Raw genomic sequence first — 17857 nt, forward strand, 5'->3', positions numbered from 1 at the left:
AGTCTGACTATGGCCTTCTTTACTACTCTATCCACTGTACGATGTCTTCTAGTTTCTTCCTTGTTTTTGGACGGGGTTCCTTCATACGATAACCAAAGGCGACCATCACAGAAATACCGAGATGACCATTCTCCAATAGACCTTCTTCCTCGAGAACAGCTTGTACCTTATCGAAATCAAACCCTTCTATCGGACAAGAATCTATCCCGATCTGGGCAGCAGCTGTCATCATATTGCCAAGGGCGATATAAGTTTGCTTGCACGCCCAATCAAAAATCGCTCGATCACTCTCAAGTAAATGTAAATCCTCTTCTTGAAAGCTTTTATAACGAACTTTAATCTGTTCAAATACTTCAAGGGGAAATTTTTTTACATTCAGCATCTGGTCTTCGACATACTTACTATCATATTTCGTATCCTTAATCGTTCTTGCGAGAATGACAACGAAATGACTTGCTGTCGGAAGCTGTCCCTGTGCTCCCCAAGAAACCTCACGCAGTTTTTCCCTTAATTGGCGATTTTGCACAACAATAAATTTCCATGGCTCATACCCAACCGAACTGGGCGACAATCTTCCTGCCTCCAAAATAAATTGAAAATCACTATCGGATATTTTTTTCGTTGGGTCAAATTCCTTTGTAGCATGCCTAAACTGCAAGGCTTCTAAAATTTCTTTCTTTGTATCTTCATGGTGGCTCATCATTCACTACTCCTTTAGAAGATTTTTATAATGGCTCATTATACGGTAAAACATAAACCTTCGTACAATAAAAGGCACTGAATCTGCTAAAAAACCAATCAAACGTTTGATCAAAACAAGGAAATTACTTAAACGCATTAAATTTCACCTGACCAAGGCGCAGAAATGGCAAATAGTCAGCCGCTTTAAAATCATCATCTCTTTTCAATGGGAATATGTGTAGGAATATCAAAGAGCCATAACCAGAACAAAGCCATCGGGATGCTTAAAAGGAACGTGAGCAAAGGTTTTTTATAGTGCATACGCAAAAACGGAAACATGATACAATCAAAAATGGCGCTCCAGCCTAATGACCATCCGTACTTATAGACAATTGTCCCTTGCGCTTGCATAATGTATTCAAACCCGACATAAATACCAATCCAGCATAAATAATGCCTAACGATTCTCCAGAAGCCCTCACCTTCTGGATAGCGGGATAAAAACATTAATGCAGTAGCCGGAAAGACAACGAATGTATAGCCCATTTCTAATAAAGTAAAGTTATACCAATCGATATCTGGTGACATTCGCCATAACCAATGAGCCGCGCATAAGAAATTATACGTCAAGTTTCCAAGAGCAATATACTGCATCGTCGGATACATTCGCTCCCAATTTCGATAATCTCTTCTAACCCATACCGCAATAAAACTAATAATCGTAAGAAAAATGTGCATAGACAAGATCCTTTGCCTTTTTTCTTTTAGCTTGCACATTTCTATGAACTTTCTTGTATTAAGAACAAAAAAAACTCCATAGATTATTTTGGCTATCTTATCTATAGAGTTTCTTTTTTTAGTTTAAGCGATAAATTCTCGCTTCATAAGGGGCCAGCTGCAAAGATTCTTCTTCCCCATGAGCGCAAACGTCAAGATTTGCTAACATTAAGTTTTCCTTTTTGTATTGCACATCTTTAATTGGTTCAACTTCAATTGAGAACGGCGATAAATTACATAAAACAATCACTTTTTCATTGCGATAAGTGCGTGTATACGCATAAAGCGACGGGTGCTCTTCCAGTACTAAATCATAGCGCCCGTAGACAAAAATTGGATTTGACTTACGCAACCGGATCATCGTTTTATAATAATTTAATATAGAGTTTGGATCTTTCGTTTGAACCTCCACATTAAGTTCTTTATAATTAGGATTCACCCCGATCCATGGGATCCCTTCCGTAAAACCAGCATTGTTAGCAGGAGACCATTGCATTGGCGTTCTTGAATTATCGCGACTTGTCGCCCAAATAATTTCCATAATTTCGTTCATCGCCTTGCCCTGCGCTGTCAGTTCCGCAAACAAGCCTCTTGTTGAAACATCGTTATACTCGCTAATGGAAGAAAATTTAACATTTGTCATGCCAATCTCTTGGCCTTGATAAATAAAAGGGGTTCCCTGCATAAAAAAGTACATCGTTGCTAATGAAGTAGCGCTTTCTCTCCAATATTTCTCATCATTTCCCCATGTTGAAACACTTCGCGCTATATCATGATTCTCAATAAACAAGGCATTCCAGCCGCTCTTTTCTAACGCTTTTTGCCATCTGGTTAACACTCGCTTCAATTTTAATATATCAAGTGTTTTCGTCTCGGAATCCCACAGACCCAAATGTTCGAATTGAAAAATCATATTAAACTTTCCGTTCTCTTCGTCTACCCATTCGTGAATATCTTCGATCCCTACCCCATTTGCTTCAGCAACGGTCATAATATCATATTTAGCAAAGGTCTCATTCTTCAATTCAGTTAAGAAGGGTAAAATTCCATCAACATTCATATACTTGCTCCAAGCAGGAACATATGAAAGTTCATCTCGGTTATCGACATTTGAAAAGGTCAAATCCTTCTTAATATGACTGATGGCATCCACTCGAAAACCATCGACTCCTTTAGCCAACCACCAATTCACCATAGAATATAAAGCGGAACGAACCTCTTGATTTTCCCAGTTCAAATCAGGCTGTTTTTTTGAGAAAAGATGCAAATAATACTGGTTTCTCTTTTGATCGAATTCCCAGGCGGATCCTCCAAATATACTTCCCCAATTATTCGGTTCCTTCCCATCGACTCCATCTCTCCAAATATACCAATCACGTTTCTTATTCCCTGTAGATGAACGTGATTCTATAAACCATGGATGCTCATCGCTCGTATGATTAATGACCAAATCTATAATCAACTTCATGCCCCGTTGATGCACATCTTCCAGTAATTGATCAAAGTCTTCCATTGTCCCAAAGTCTTCCATAATCTCTTGATAATCACTTATATCATAGCCATTATCATCATTAGGAGACTTATACACGGGACAAAGCCAAATGACATCAATTCCGAGCTCTTCAATATAATCCAGCCTCGACATTAACCCTTTTAAATCCCCTATTCCATCACCATTTGAATCTTGGAAGCTACGGGGATAAATTTGGTAAGCTACAGCTTCTTTCCACCATTTTTTCTCCATGTTTTCCCTCTATTTCTATCTGGTGTCATTCTCCAGATGTTGTAATCTTTTTACATGATTCACGTTCTATTAACGTAGTTGAAACTAAATGATGTTTAACTGCCTCATTGGGATTCTGTATTTTCCCCAATAAAAAGTTAGTAGCTTCAAGCCCTAATTCAAATATGGAAATATCCACCGAAGTTAATGGCGGCTTAACATAGGCAGATAAAGCATGATTATTAAAACTTATAATGGAAACATCTTCTGGAACTTCATAGGAAAGCTCCTCTAAATAGCGAATAACCTCATAAGCAGCTAAATCATCATGGGCAACAATTGCCGTTGGCGGAGCAGCTAAATCCATTAATTTTTGAATCGCTTCTTTCCCATTCAATTTCATATCGCTATCCCGAAGAAAATATTTTTCCTCATAGGGAAGACCTATTGTACTCAGTGCCTTTTTATACCCATTTAAACGATCGATTGAAACGACAAAATCCAAATCTCCTCCAATGAACGCAATTTTCTCATGTCCTAAAACTTGAAGATATTTCACCACTTCATGAGCAATTTTTTCATTATCATTATCAATATAGGTTATCTCGTGCTCGAAATCATAAGGACGACCCACCATAGTAAAAGGAAATTTGACCTCTTTTAAATATTTCATTGTCCGGTCATTGACTCTTGAGTAGAGTAGAATAATTCCATCCACTTTTTTCCCTTGAACCATCGATACAACTTCTTCATAAATTTCATTCTCAGTTCCACCAGTTGAAAAATAAATTCCATATTTACCGGCATGTGCACTGACACAAATACCGCGAATAACTTCCGGAAAGAACGGATTTTGAAATGCTGAGGAAGTGGAGTTGGACATAACCACACCAATTGTTTTTGTAGATTTTGCCGCTAAATTTCGAGCCTGAAAGTTAGGATAATAGCCAAGTCTGTCCATGACCTCTCTAACCTTTCGCTTTGTTTGCTCACTTATTCTTGGATTGTCTGCAATAACTCGAGAAACTGTTGAAGGAGAAACATTTGCTTCTCTTGCTACATCGATGATGGTTACAGCCATTGAAATTCCCTCCCTAATATTTTTATTTTACCGCTCCCTCAGAGACGCCTTTTATAATTTCCCGTTGGGCAAAGAAATAAAGAATAATCACTGGAATGATTGCTATTGTGAGACCAGCCAACGCTAAATGCCACTGTTTTGTATACTCACCAAAGAAAAAGAACATTTTCAGTGGAATCGTCTCCATCCCCTGTTGATTAATAACAAGCGAAGGCAATAAATAATCATTCCAAATCCAAATCGTATTCAGAATTGCCACTGTTACTGTGATCGGCTTAAGAATTGGAAAAATAATATGCCAAAAAATTTGAAACTTATTTGCACCATCTATTGTAGCAGCTTCATCCAGCGATTTGGGGATGGAATTTAGGGCGCCGTGGTACAAAAATATCGATAAGCTAGCTCCAAAGCCCAAATACATGAAAATTAATCCACCGCGATTTAGCATTTCAAATTTTCCAAAAATCGTCACAAGCGGAATCATAACCGACTGAAATGGAATAAGCATTGCTGCAACAAAGATGAAGAAAATTATCGTACTTACTTTACTCTTTGTTCGCGATAGTGCGTAAGCAGCCATTGCTGAAAAAATGATGATAATGATGACACTTGCTCCCGTGATCAATAAGGAGTTCCCAAATGTTTTTAAAAAGTCCAATTCTTTAAAAGCTGCAATGTAATTATCAAAAGTTAAATGACTTGGAGGTTTTAATGTATCCTCAAAAATCTCCCGCTTTGTTTTAAGAGAATTGACAATCATTAAATAAAAAGGCGCTAACCATAAAAGAGCTAAAAAGATCCCTATCACTTCAAGTGGAATTAAATACTTTTTACGCATTACATTTCCACCTCGCGTTTCTTATTGATATAAACTTGCACTAATGCGATGACCGCCACGATAATGAAAAAAATGACTGCTTTTGACTGGGCATACGCCATGTCATATTGTTTAAAAGCTGTATTGAAGATTTCCATCGCAACCATTTGCGTTGAATCGTATGGTCCCCCACCTGTTAACGATAAGTTCTGGTCATATAATTTAAATGTATTGGAGAGGGTTAAGAACATACTAACGGTAAAAGCCGGTGCGACAAGCGGGAATATAACATGCCAGAATCGTTGGAAAGCATTAGCCCCGTCGATTTCCGCCGCTTCAATTAATTCTTTCGAAATACCTTCTAAATAAGCAATATAAATGACCATAATATATCCTGCCATTTGCCAGCTCATTAAAATGACAAGACCCCAAAAGCCCGTACTAGGTGTCGATAACCATCCCTTTAAACTTTCTAACCCAACAAGGCTTCCAAAGCCAGCAAATGCCTTTGTGAAAATAAACTGCCATATAAAACCGAGAATCAATCCCCCTATTAAATTGGGCATGAAGAAAATGGTACGCATTAATTTATTCGTCTTTAATTTTGCTGTTACTAAAAGGGCTAAAGATAACCCGATAACGTTAATTAACACAATCGATACAATCGAAAATTTGGCTGTGAACCAGAGTGAGTTCAGAAAGCGCTCATCTTGAAAAATCGCTTTATAGTTAGCAAGACCAACAAAGCCGGTTGCTTGGATTCCATTCCAATCCGTAAAAGAGTAGTAAATGCCTAATAACAAAGGAGCAATTACAACTAACACCAGTGCAGCTAGCACGGGCATTAGAAATAACCAATAGGACCATTCCCGAATGCGCATTTTCTCACCTTCCATAACTTTAAATCGCCTTTCTTCATTGTATCTGAAGGAAGATCTATATTCCTATTCCAGTAAATTCATATAATTAAATAGCCGATTCTAAACTCTATAAAAATTAAACACTCTATTTATTCTGATGGCTTTGTTAAATAGAATTGTTGTCAAAATGATTTTGGGCCCTTTTCATGTGAAACCAAAGTTTCACATGCCTTTCAGTATAACTGAAAGGTCTTCTGAGAAAATAAGCCCAAAATCAACACCGACATATAACAGAGCCATTCTGACAAAACAAAGTAGCACATCGCTACTTTGTTTTGTCAGAAATGTCGGCTAATTTCTAGAAAAAAGCATTATTGACGTCCCTTTTCCCAAGCTGTTTTTGAGGCATCGATAACATCTTCCCAGCTTGATTCACCACTTAAATACTTCTGAATTTGAACGCCAAGCTCATTTTCACCCCATCCAGTAGGATAACCCATGAATGCCCAGCCAATCGTTTTTCCTTTTTGGGAATATTCATAAACATCCTTTGAAAGCGGATCTGCTATCTTTTCAGAGTCATAGCCTTCGTAAGCAGGAATAAAATTGAATTCGCTTACAACTGCCTCCTTACCGGTTTCAGAGGTATATAACCAATTCAAGAAATCTTTTGCCGTTTCGATCACAGCTTCATCTGCATTACTATTTACGCCCCAATACATTGGAATTCCTACTGGAATGCGATCCCCTTCATACCCTTCTACCGGTATTGGCAAAATGCCGATTCCATTTTGGGCAAATTCCTCATCAATACCTGCAATCGAACCATACACCCAGTTTCCTTGTTGAATAATGGCCACTCTTTCAAGTGAGAAAAGTTCCTCAACTTGTTGAGAATAGTCAAGACTTACAGTTGGTTGAACAGAATAATCATTTTGCAAATCGAGAATTTTCTTAAATGCATCACCATATTTAAACTCAACTGTCGGTGCATCAAACGCGGTTAGAACATTGTGTTCGAATTCTGGCGCTAAGAACGTATTGGATAAATGTAAACCAGTCACCCATTTTTCTTTCCCTGGGAGAGCAAATACTGCCTCAAGGCCTAATTCTTCCTTCTTGCTATCTAACACCTTCACCGCAGCTTCTAAAGAAGAAAAATTAACAATTGACGCAGGGTCAATGCCCGCTTTTTCAAATACATTTTTATTGTAAATAAAGCCATAGCCTTCTTGATTAAACGGAAGCCCTAGAACTTCTCCATCTACTGTTACTCCCTCAAGAGTACCATCTAAAGCCAAGCCTGCAGCCTCTGTATCAGATAAATCTGCTAATTTATCTTGCCAATCTGCAACGTCTTGTGGTCCACCAATATTGTAGATGGCAGGTTCATTGCCTGAAGCAAACTTGGAACGCAATGCTGCTCCGTAGTCTTCTCCTCCACCTACGGTAGTGATGTTGATTTTGACATTTTCATGCTCATCCTCGTATGCTTTTGCCACTTGTTCAAACTGATCCTTGAATTCTACTTTAAACTGAAAAACATCAATCGTGACGACTTCGCCGTTAGATTTCCCTTCTGGAGAAGTTGCTGGTTTTTCATCTCCATTACAACCTGCTAGAAAACCTGCGAAACCTAATGTTGCTGCAAGTAAACCTGCACGCCATTTACCTTTCATTTGTTTCCCCTCCACTTTTAAAATATTAAATTTGCGAAAACGTTTGCACAACTTTCAAAAAAGAATGCAAAGCTTAGGAAAGCGTTTGCACAACTTTAATGTAAACCCATCCTAACACAGCTTTTTAAAAATGACAAGGACTATTTTTTTCCCTTTGAAAAGAAAGAACAAAAGCCTCATACGGTCTTACTTCAAGCGCTTTTTTATTTACTTCAAGATGCTCATAGTTTGCTATTACAACTTGTCCATTCTTTCCCTCCACATCACAATCGGACCATACCAATTTCTCCGATCTTTTCGAAAAATTGGCTACAACTAACCACTCTTCGCTTTCCAGAACCCTTTTATAAACAAAAAGATAAGGATGCTCCGATAACAGGAGTTGAAAGCTTCCATACGTAATAATGTCATGAGACTTTCTTAGTTTGATTAGTTTTTGATACGTATAAAAAATCGAATCAGGATTAGCAAGGGCACTTTCTGCATTAATCTCGTTTACATTATTATTCATTTGCATCCACGGCACTCCTGTCGTAAACCCTCCATCCGGGGTCCATTGCATTGGAGTACGTGCATTATCACGTCCTTTTGCATAAATACTCTCCATTATCTTTTCATGGGGAATCCCTTGCTCCCGTTTTTCCTTATACATATTAATTGTTTCTATATCTTGATAATCTTCAATGCTAGCAAACTTAACATTCGTCATCCCTAACTCTTCACCTTGATATATATAAGGAGTTCCTTGCAGCATATGCAGACAAATGGCAAGCATTTTTGCAGATTGTTCACGATATTCCCGCTCATCACCAAATCGTGAAACCACTCGCGGCTGGTCATGATTATTCCAATAAAGGCTGTTCCAACCTTTATGATGAAGAGCTTGCTGCCACTTCTCTAGATTTTTTTTCAAATCAACCAGTTGAAGAGGCTGAATATCCCATTTTTCATAGGGACCCCTATCTAAATCCATATGTTCAAACGTAAATACCATATTTAATTCACGGTTTTCAGGATTGGTATAAATTTGAGCATCCTCAGGTGTCGCTCCAGGCATTTCTCCAACAGTTAAAACATCATAATTTTGTAAAACTGCTTCATTCATTTCACGTAAGTAAGTATGAATTTTGGGACCGTTCATAAAATAAGCACTTCCATCTGCAAATACCTGCTCTGGATGCACTGCGCCATCAGGAAAGCGGACATCCTTTGAAATAAAATTGATCACATCCATACGAAAGCCACCGATGCCCTTATCTAACCAAAAGGTCATCATTTCATAGATCTCTTTTCTTAAAGGCTGATGCTCCCAATTTAAGTCAGGCTGTTTTTTAGAAAACAGATGCAAATAATACGAGCCTGTTTTTTCATCCTTTTCCCATGCTGATCCAGAAAAAATAGAACCCCAATTATTCGGTGGAGCACCGTCTTTTCCCTCTCTCCAAATATAAAAATCTCGATACTTTGAACTTGTTGATTTTCTTGATTCGATAAACCAGGAATGTTCATCAGAGGTATGATTCACGACAAGATCCATAACGATTCGAATTCCTCTGTATTTTGCTTCCTCAATTAACCGCTCAAAATCAGCCATAGTTCCAAACTCTCGCATAATCGCTCGATAATCACGAATGTCATAGCCATTATCGTCACTGGGAGAATCATAGATTGGGCTTAACCAAATAACATCAATTCCCAGTTTACGTAAATAATCCAACTTCGAAATAATTCCTTGCAAATCGCCTATTCCATCCCCATTAGAATCCATAAAACTCCGGGGATATATTTGGTAGACAACACTGCGCTTCCACCAAGGTTCTTTTCCATTTAACGTCTTCTCCACTTCCATTCACCTCATTTCAACCCCATTGTACTCCTTCTTCTGTAAACGTGCAATCGCTTGCACAAATGATTGCACAATTTTTAGAAAGCGTTAAAGGCGAAGAGCCCCATGTATGTAAAAATATTTAGGGAAACGTTTCTTTCAAGTAATACCCGTCGGCAATTAATCCATTCTACTGATTTTTTCAGTAGTCTCAATGGGATGTGATTCGGACTGAACGAGCGAAACGGGAATGGTTCTTGGCCAAATAAGAGGTGTATTCGGACTGAACGGGCGAAACGGGAACGGTTCTTGGCCGAATAAGAGGTGTATTCGGACTGAACGAGCGAAACTTGAATGGTTCTTGGCCGAATAAGAGGTGTATTCGGACTGAACGAGCGAAACGGGAACGGTTCTTGGCCGAATAAGAGGTGTATTCGGACTGAACGGGCGAAACTTGAATGGTTCTTGTCCGAATAAGCTCCCAATTTAACGGACGGGAACAAATGAGGTCGGCAAGAGTTCAATCCGATTCATAGCGCCAATATGAAACAAACTGTCGGAATGAACGCCATTTGCTTTCCACCCCGACAGAACGGAGGACAGAAGCTCTAGAAATTCTGCCAAAAAAGACCACTGAACACTTTTTCAGTGGCCTCATTAAAAACTGAGGGCTATGTTTTTTATAAATTCAATTTTTCTAATTTTTGATAAGCTTTGTCTCTTGTATAGTTTGTCGACTGCCAAGAGTCAGATTTTATAAATGGTAGTTCATCCTTTTTCTGGGCAAGCAATTCTTTTAATCCCGGAATTTCGGGGTACTGTTCATATAATTCGATTAACCCAATAATTCCTGTGGCAGACATATAACCTAAATAATCGATATCAATTTTTCCAGTTGTTTCATAGCGCTCGATATTTTGTGCAACGATGATTCGATCGATATGAATCAGATTGATGCCAACATAATAGACGAGTGCCGCAATGAAATAAAAGTGAAACAGTGACAGCCTTTTAAGCCAAATTTTCACAAATGTATAAGCAAAGATCACCATCAAAAAGATCATAAAGGAATGAGCCAAAACTCTTGTGATGGTAAATCCATATGCCTCTTCGTACATCATCAATCTCATATAAGCGGATACAAGCATAATGCCGCTGCACAACACTAACAATGATAAAGAAATATTCACAAGCTTTTCGATTACGCCTCGCAGTTGTTTCGTACTCGTAATGACTACAGTTGTCATGCTCAAATTGATAAGCGTCACAAACAACAATTCAAAAAAGCCACGACGGGCATATTCAGCATAGGTATAACCATCAACTAGTGTTTCACTAAAGAAATATTTGAATTGGATGATTATAAAAACGACATAAACTACGTTTAAAAGAGCGAGCACGGTTATGGTGATTATCCCATCAAATGAAACTGTCTGAACCAGCCTTTCTTTTTGCTCTGCCTGAATATTCTTTACTGACAGGGCCTGCAAAAAACCAAAGATTCCAAAACCAAAAATACAAATAATTAGGAAACGAAAAAGATAATCTGTTCTAAAATTAAGCAATTGTGGCAGTGAGTTCATCATCTGTTCAAAATAGGCATCTGCTGAAATAAGCAAATTGAGAACAATAAATAATACTGGAACAGCGATGATAATTCCGATGATTATTTTCTTTCCTATTTCATGACTTGCGCTCTCACTTCCCTTTTTAAAATATGTAGCCAAATGGTTGGCAAATTGAAAATTATAGCGAAGCCCATTGATAAGACGTTTGCCTATATAAACAATAAACATCAAGTTCGTCCAGTCTACCTTTTTCGGTGATGTAATTAAAACGAGATGAAGCATCACCAATGCAGGTATGAGAACAATATTTAGAAACTGAAACAAGAGCACATCGTACAAATAATAGCTTGCTGCTAACAGCCAAATGGCCATTAAAACAAAATATCCGAAACGTTGATGGGTAAAAACAACTGTACGAAACCTCCAGTAAAATACTGCATAAAAAATCATAATAAACAGTAAATACGATATCCCGATTTTTTCTCTAAAAAAAGCTTCTTCTGCCACCACTCCCACTGCTAAACAGAGAATTAAAAAAAGCCAATCAACCTTTTTCATCATTGATTCCATATTTTTTCACTCCATATCGTTATTCTATATATATAGAAAATCTATGTATACTAGTAAAAAAAAGCTCTTCTTAAACAGAAGCTTTTTTTCCCCATTTATAGCTCAACAAACATACTGGGTAGAGCAAGATCGTTAACGCAATACAAAGCATGATAAAGGTTCTCGTTAACAGAGGACTAAACCATTCATGTGGAATGACATGAAAAACGGTTAGCACCATAAGCGTTAAATTAGGGATCAATGCGAGAAAAAATGTTTTCTCCATCAGCTTTCTCCCTTTATGACCAAATCCTTTGCCAATCTCGTAGCCGAGCAAAGCCCAAAAGAACATATAGATAAAAGCAATAAGAACTGGAAAGGAAGTCAATTGTGTCCAAACAATAGTTAACCAGTTCCATTCAAACAGATTATGCGCCAATGTAAGGAGGGATCCTCCTCCAAACAATAAAATATTGAGCGCAAGAAAAAGCCATTTCATATTGCTTGGCGTAACAGACAGCTCTTCTCTCCATAGTTCAGCTATTTCTTTCGGCTTGCCAAACCGCAAAAACATTTCGGTCCGGATTTCTTCTTCCGTTTTTAAATGGGTGAGATTAGCAAGAAGCTCGTCAAGGTGGGCATCATATTCCTGTAAGATCATTTCTTTTTCTTCATGATGTTCAAGATATTTCGCCAATTCTGCTAAAAATTCACTCTTTAGCTGTGCCATGCCTTTTTCTCCCCATAACCCTGTTCATCACAGAAACAAAATCATCCCACTCTTGGGTTCTCTCCAGCAACATTTCTCTCCCAGCATCTGTAATTCGATAGTACTTGCGCGCTGGTCCCTTTTCCTGTTCCCGCCAATAACATTCAATATATTCTTGCTTCTCAAGCTTATGAAGCGCCGGATAAAGCGTCCCTTCTTTAAAAGAAAATTCATTTCCACTGCGTTTCTCCAATTCCTTCACAATCTCGTAGCCATACATATCTTTATCAGCTAATAATTGCAGTAATAAAAGCGAAGTACTGCCTTTTACCAATTCACGATTAAACATTTTATCACCTACCTAGAATTATTAGGTATATAGAAATCCTACACCCTTTCTATTGATTTGTAAAGTGTAGGATTTCTTTTTTTATTTCATTTCTTCTTCTGCTTCCCATTTTGCTATTTCTTCCCGAACAAACGGTGCTACTTTTGTTCCTAATAGTTCAATTGCTTTCATAACATCTTCATGCGGCATCGTTCCGACTGGTACATGAAGCATAAAACGTGTAATTCCAACATTTTTACGAAGATGAATGATTTTTTGTGCCACTGTTTCTGGATCACCTACATATAGTGCCCCTTCAAAGCTTCTTGCCGCATCAAATGCAGCGCGATCATAATAGCCCCAGCCACGTTCTTTACCAAGGACATTCATTGCTTGTTGCGTTGGAGGGAAAAATTTCTCACAAGCTACTTCATTGCTTTCTGCTATAAACCCATGTGAATGAGAAGCAACTGCAAGCTTGGAAATATCGTGGCCAGACTGAGCTGCTGCACGTTTATAAAGTTGAACTAATGGAGCAAACTGCAATGGACGTCCGCCAATAATAGCTAAAACAAGTGGTAGTCCCAGTTGGCCGGCACGGGCAACCGATTGCGGTGTGCCACCGCTCCCGATCCAAACAGGTAAAGGATCTTGAACCGGACGAGGATACACTCCTAGATTGTTTAAAGCCGGGCGATGCTTTCCGTTCCATGTGACCTTTTCTGATTCTCTAATTTTTAAAAGTAAATCGAGCTTCTCTTCAAACAGCTCATGATAATCGTTGAGGTCATAACCAAACAGAGGAAAAGATTCAATAAAAGAACCTCGCCCTGCCATAATTTCCGCTCTCCCATTCGATATCCCGTCAAGCATCGCAAAGTCTTGAAAAACGCGAACCGGATCATCTGAAGACAGCACTGATACAGCGCTTGTCAGGCGGATCCGTTTCGTTTGAGGTGCCGCCGCAGCCAGCAAAACTGCTGGTGAAGACGCCGCATAGTCTTTACGGTGATGTTCTCCTACCCCAAAGACATCAAGGCCGACTTGATCAGCGAGAATAATTTCTTCGACGACCTCACGCAAGCGCTGTGCATGACTAATAACCTTGCCAGTATGGACATCAGGGGTTGTTTCAACAAATGTGCTAATTCCTATTTCCACTATGTATATCCTCCTTAATTCAGATATCTTTATTTTGAGACTTTTCTTTACCTATCGCAAGTAATAAGCGTGGCCCTGCTCTAAATCAAAAAATCTTTAAAAACATACAAATATTTGCTAAACTTCGTTATACTTAAATCTAGAGGGGGTGCTACTGATGGAGAATCGTTTAAGATTGTCTAGAGCTTCTTTCACTCATGCAAAGCCTATTATTGGAAAGGCGATACTTTGCATGGGGCGAAACATTTAAGTTTATCGCTGCACTGGCTTTTCTAATATTTTGGCTTTGCACCTTATTTTCAAACTCAAAATAAGGAGCGAGCGAAATTGAAATATACAAACGCCAAAAACGTATTACCTGAAAAGCTGATTTCAGAAATTCAAAAATATATTCAGGGAGAAACTCTCTATATTCCTAAGCAAGAAACGGAATACCAAAAATGGGGGACGGCAAGTGGCAGCAGAAAAATGCTCGACCGTCGCAATGCTGCAATAAAAGAGTCCTATCGTAATGGCAGCAGCATCGAACGACTAGCTGAGGAATACTTTCTTTCAACTGAAACGATTAAAAAAATTATCTATTCATATAAAATAGCTAAAGGACACGGATGAAATATGGATTCATCCGTGTCCTTTTAGGTAAAAAACGATTCTCATTCATTCTCTCCATTTTAAAAAACAGCTTTCTTCTTTAAAATAAGGGTTATTATATGTCAGTGTTGATCTTTGCCTATTTTCTCAACCATTCAACATACGTGTGAAACCAAAGGCATTTATCAACTGGTTTGACAAATCCTCTAATAAGATTACTGCCAATATAGGAGAGAGAGAGAAAATGACAGAGAAATTTATAAAAAATGAACAATTTAATTTTATTAAAAAACAAGTTGCCCTAATTAAAGACAGTATTAAAAAGCATGTGCCTCCGACTGTTCTAAATGCAACAATTGGTCTGGCCAATGCTAAAGCTTTGGAGTTGTTTCCACATGCATCTGCAGAACAAATCACACTGCTCGACCTTTCTAATTTAAAAACAGAAGATCAATTTGAACAATATCTCCAGCAACTTTCAGCATATGTAATAGACTTTCCTCATATTACAGAACAGCAGCTTAAAAAGATGTTTCCGAAAAGCAAAAAGTTAAAGCTTCCTGATTTATCAAATTTAGCTGGCAATAAGCTTACCTATTTAGGCTGGAATGATCTTCGAACCAACAAAAAGTATCTTGTTTATGAACTTGATGGAAAGCTCGTTGGGATTGAATGCAAAATGTCTGCGATCGAAAAAAATAATATCTGTTCCATTTGTAATGGCCATGGTGAGGTTACCTATTTCTCCACAATCACCAAATCAAAGAAAGCAAATAATCCCGATTATTATAAGGCTATCGGAAATCTCATTTGTACTGATAGCAATAAGTGTAATGAAAAAATTACCAACGTCGACTATCTTGAAATTTTTTTAAAGGAATCGTTAGGGATAGAACAAACAAAAGATCGTATGTACTACGTAAACGAAGATGCATTCCGGAAAAATCGTGATTAATTCCGGAATTTTTCTGATGAATTCCGGAAAAAGCAGATATATTTCCGGAAAAATTGCATTAATTCCGGAATTTCACCCTACAATTCCGGAAACATAAGAAAACCAGGTTTTCACGATCGGTCTTTAAAAAAATATTTCGGTCTTTATTTCATTTTATCGGTCTAAATCGAAATATTTCGGTCTTTATACAAATATATCGGTCATAACAGGCCATAAATCGGTCTAGGATTGATGTTCATCAACTACTATGGTATCCCCAAAGTTTTATACTTTCTTATTTTTGAAAAAGGAGCTTGAGTAAATCAGGCTCCTTCTTGTTGCACCTAGTATAGCGGCACCTTCCATTTTTCATCCAGCTTATGAAAACGTGTCACAGAAATCAAATGGAGAGTAAACTCCTCCGGGACTTCCTCTAGATTATAGATAGTGAGTTCAACCGTTGTTTTGTATCTGCCGTTTTCATCCTTTTCATCGCTAACCCCACCACTACCATAAGTTTGATAGACTTTACCGTTTTGATCGACCAGCACCCATTGTCCAAATTCGGTAGCAGTGGCTTCTCTCCCACCCTCCATTTCAATTTTCAACTTCTTTTCCTTTTTAAACGGGATTATTAATTTCTGTAATGAATATTCATTCTCCATCTTCACTTTTTTGAGTACCATATAATTGCCTTCATACTCAAATGAAATTGGGTTTTGTTTTTGCTCCATCGGCTTGACTGTAATCGAAAAGTCAGCAGGAACTGTTTTTATCACACCATCCAGAACAAAAGTCATCTCTTGATCGCTTTTTTTCGGGACAAAGTATTCATTCCAAGCGACGGATCCAAATTGAGACAAGCTTTCCCCTATTCCTTGTATTAAACCGACACTATTAGGATGTCCTTGACCATCTAGAAATGAGTTCTGATAGTAGACTGGATTTTCTTTTTGATCCTCAAGGTGATATTGAATGGCCGTTCCAAAATTCGTAAACGTATGAGCGATATCTTTCCCAAATCGACTCTCAAGCTTCTGAACTTCCGTTTCTATACGATTCCTTTCATCATCTGTAAAAGCCGTTTCATACACAATTTCATTAGTAGATGGAGCCAAACGAACCTCCTTCAATTTCAACTCAACGCCGTCACTGCTTGTTGCGAAGTCATGGAGCGCTAACTTTTCCGTAAACTTGAGACTTTCCCTTAAGTCAATCGGGATTTCTAATTCCCAATTTCCTTTAATCCCACTCAAATCAGTGATTTGAAGCTTTAATGTGAACTGTTCCAGGTCCGTATCCCGTAAGGAAAAGTCCATAATTCCATAATCATCTTCAGAATAGCCCCAGCTGACATTTTGAACCTCAAGGCGTTTTCCGTTTTGATCTAGCCCATAAATTTCATACTCTGTAAAGTCAGGATCATGAAATTTTCCATCTTCGTTCAATACTTGGTAAGATAATGCAATCCGGGAAGCATCCGCCACAACGTCTTCCACTTTAAAAGTCAACCCCTGATCCGTTACCTCAGCATTAACTCTTTTCGCAAAGCCAGCATCAGAAGCCATTCTTAAACCTTCATCAACCTGTTCAGTTGAAAATAACCCCCCTACCCATTCCGCAAAGCTAGGGTGCAATTTGGTTGTAACTCCAAAAGCTAAAAAAATGGTAGCAGCAGCGATTAAACCGCGCTTCCACAACCTTCCTCGCTTTTGTTTTTGCCCTTGTTCATACGGCTCAAGCTGACCCAAAACCAGCGCTTCAAAATTATCTGGTAAAGTTGGATTCTTTAATGTCTCTTGTAAAAATAATGATTCTTGTTCAAGTGCCTCCACGACTGTAGCGCAGTCCTTACACTTTTCTACATGAACCTCTATCTCTTTCATTTCCTCTTCTTCAAGCAGGTTATCAACATACTGGGATAACTTATCTATTACTGGACAGTTCATCGAAATAACCTCCTTCTTGTTTCACCGTTTCTCTCATTTTTTTCTTAGCACGAAACAGTTTATTTCTCACCGTAGAAAGGGGGATATCAAGCAATTCACTAATCTCTTGATAGCTTAGCTCATTCACATACCTAAGCAGAATAATCATCCTTTCATCTTCTGGTAAAGTCCCCACTAAACGCTCCAATTGTCTATTTTTTTCTTTTTGAAGATAGACGATCTCCGGATGATTCCCGTTCACTACATCTTCTTCCTTCACCTCGGAAGACTTCATTTGATGGCTCTTTTTTCGAAATTCATCCATGCAATGGTTGATCGCAATGCGATACAACCAGCTTGAAAACGATCCTTTTTCTTCATATTTATCTAAGCGGTGATATACCTTTATAAACACTTCCTGAACTAAATCCTGCGCGTCCGCTGGATTTTTTGTCATTCTCAAAACAGTGGCATATAATGGGTTTTTATATTTACGAATAAGATGAGCATATGCTTTTTTATTTCCTGCAAGAACTTCCTTAATCCAATTCAAATCCTCTTCCATTTTGACCTCCTTACTAAAAACCATGGTTTATAGTCATATGTTATAACGAGTGATGCTCGAAAAAAATTTCGCATTAATAAA

Annotated in this window: 16 protein-coding genes; 2 read left to right on the forward strand and 14 right to left on the reverse strand. The window is 38.2% G+C overall.

The window, feature by feature from the left end:
* Positions 1-22: 22 nt before the first annotated feature.
* The 12 genes from NST02_RS00450 to NST02_RS00505 form a co-directional block, all read right to left on the reverse strand.
* Entirely contained in the window at positions 23-700 is a 678-nt protein-coding gene (locus NST02_RS00450; RefSeq protein ID WP_212934200.1) for an NAD(P)H-dependent oxidoreductase, read from the reverse strand.
* Positions 701-894: 194 nt separating this feature from the next.
* The gene (locus tag NST02_RS00455) at positions 895-1419 is read right to left on the reverse strand and encodes a CBO0543 family protein (RefSeq protein WP_340947620.1); all 525 of its coding nucleotides are present in this window, start codon (positions 1417-1419) and stop codon (positions 895-897) included.
* 118 nt (positions 1420-1537) lie between these two features.
* Positions 1538-3202, reverse strand: coding sequence for a glycoside hydrolase family 13 protein (locus tag NST02_RS00460; RefSeq protein ID WP_340947622.1), 1665 nt, complete (start codon positions 3200-3202; stop codon positions 1538-1540).
* A 25-nt stretch (positions 3203-3227) separates the two neighbouring features.
* Positions 3228-4262 carry a LacI family DNA-binding transcriptional regulator gene (locus NST02_RS00465; protein WP_340947624.1) on the reverse strand — a complete coding sequence of 345 codons (1035 nt, stop codon included), beginning with the start codon at positions 4260-4262 and terminating at the stop codon, positions 3228-3230.
* Positions 4263-4284: 22 nt separating this feature from the next.
* Positions 4285-5100 carry a carbohydrate ABC transporter permease gene (locus NST02_RS00470; RefSeq protein ID WP_340947626.1) on the reverse strand — a complete coding sequence of 272 codons (816 nt, stop codon included), beginning with the start codon at positions 5098-5100 and terminating at the stop codon, positions 4285-4287.
* Positions 5100-5960, reverse strand: coding sequence for a carbohydrate ABC transporter permease (locus NST02_RS00475; RefSeq protein ID WP_095311615.1), 861 nt, complete (start codon positions 5958-5960; stop codon positions 5100-5102). The genes NST02_RS00470 and NST02_RS00475 overlap by 1 nt, the downstream gene beginning before the upstream one ends.
* A gap of 350 nt (positions 5961-6310) precedes the next feature.
* Complete coding sequence (locus tag NST02_RS00480; RefSeq protein ID WP_340947630.1) at positions 6311-7618, reverse strand: ABC transporter substrate-binding protein; 1308 nt, start codon at positions 7616-7618, stop codon at positions 6311-6313.
* A gap of 124 nt (positions 7619-7742) precedes the next feature.
* Positions 7743-9461 (reverse strand): glycoside hydrolase family 13 protein, encoded by a 1719-nt coding sequence (locus tag NST02_RS00485; protein WP_340947632.1) that lies wholly within the window; start codon positions 9459-9461, stop codon positions 7743-7745.
* Between the two features lie 662 nt (positions 9462-10123).
* Positions 10124-11581 (reverse strand): DUF4153 domain-containing protein, encoded by a 1458-nt coding sequence (locus NST02_RS00490; RefSeq protein ID WP_340947634.1) that lies wholly within the window; start codon positions 11579-11581, stop codon positions 10124-10126.
* Between the two features lie 70 nt (positions 11582-11651).
* The gene (locus NST02_RS00495) at positions 11652-12290 is read right to left on the reverse strand and encodes an HAAS signaling domain-containing protein (RefSeq protein ID WP_095311605.1); all 639 of its coding nucleotides are present in this window, start codon (positions 12288-12290) and stop codon (positions 11652-11654) included.
* Positions 12271-12618, reverse strand: coding sequence for a PadR family transcriptional regulator (locus NST02_RS00500; protein WP_095311603.1), 348 nt, complete (start codon positions 12616-12618; stop codon positions 12271-12273). Before NST02_RS00500 ends, NST02_RS00495 begins: the two co-directional genes overlap by 20 nt.
* Before the next feature lie 81 nt (positions 12619-12699).
* A complete protein-coding gene (locus tag NST02_RS00505) occupies positions 12700-13758 on the reverse strand; it encodes an LLM class flavin-dependent oxidoreductase (RefSeq protein ID WP_137744443.1) in 1059 nt (352 codons plus the stop codon).
* Positions 13759-14085: 327 nt separating this feature from the next.
* On the opposite strand from NST02_RS00505, the gene NST02_RS00510 reads away from it, so the two are divergent.
* Both NST02_RS00510 and NST02_RS00515 read left to right on the forward strand, forming a co-directional pair.
* A complete protein-coding gene (locus tag NST02_RS00510; RefSeq protein ID WP_095311599.1) occupies positions 14086-14370 on the forward strand; it encodes a CD3324 family protein in 285 nt (94 codons plus the stop codon).
* 223 nt (positions 14371-14593) lie between these two features.
* A complete protein-coding gene (locus tag NST02_RS00515) occupies positions 14594-15304 on the forward strand; it encodes a FusB/FusC family EF-G-binding protein (protein WP_095311597.1) in 711 nt (236 codons plus the stop codon).
* Between the two features lie 323 nt (positions 15305-15627).
* Here NST02_RS00515 and NST02_RS00520 read toward each other — a convergent pair whose 3' ends face one another.
* Together NST02_RS00520 and NST02_RS00525 are read right to left on the reverse strand one after the other, a co-directional pair.
* Positions 15628-17232 carry a DUF4179 domain-containing protein gene (locus NST02_RS00520; protein WP_340947640.1) on the reverse strand — a complete coding sequence of 535 codons (1605 nt, stop codon included), beginning with the start codon at positions 17230-17232 and terminating at the stop codon, positions 15628-15630.
* A complete protein-coding gene (locus tag NST02_RS00525) occupies positions 17210-17776 on the reverse strand; it encodes an RNA polymerase sigma factor (protein ID WP_095311596.1) in 567 nt (188 codons plus the stop codon). The genes NST02_RS00520 and NST02_RS00525 overlap by 23 nt, the downstream gene beginning before the upstream one ends.
* Between the last annotated feature and the right edge of the window lie 81 nt (positions 17777-17857).

The sequence above is a fragment of the Robertmurraya sp. FSL W8-0741 genome (assembly GCF_038004005.1).
GTDB classification, from domain to species: Bacteria; Bacillota; Bacilli; order Bacillales; family Cytobacillaceae; genus Robertmurraya; species Robertmurraya siralis.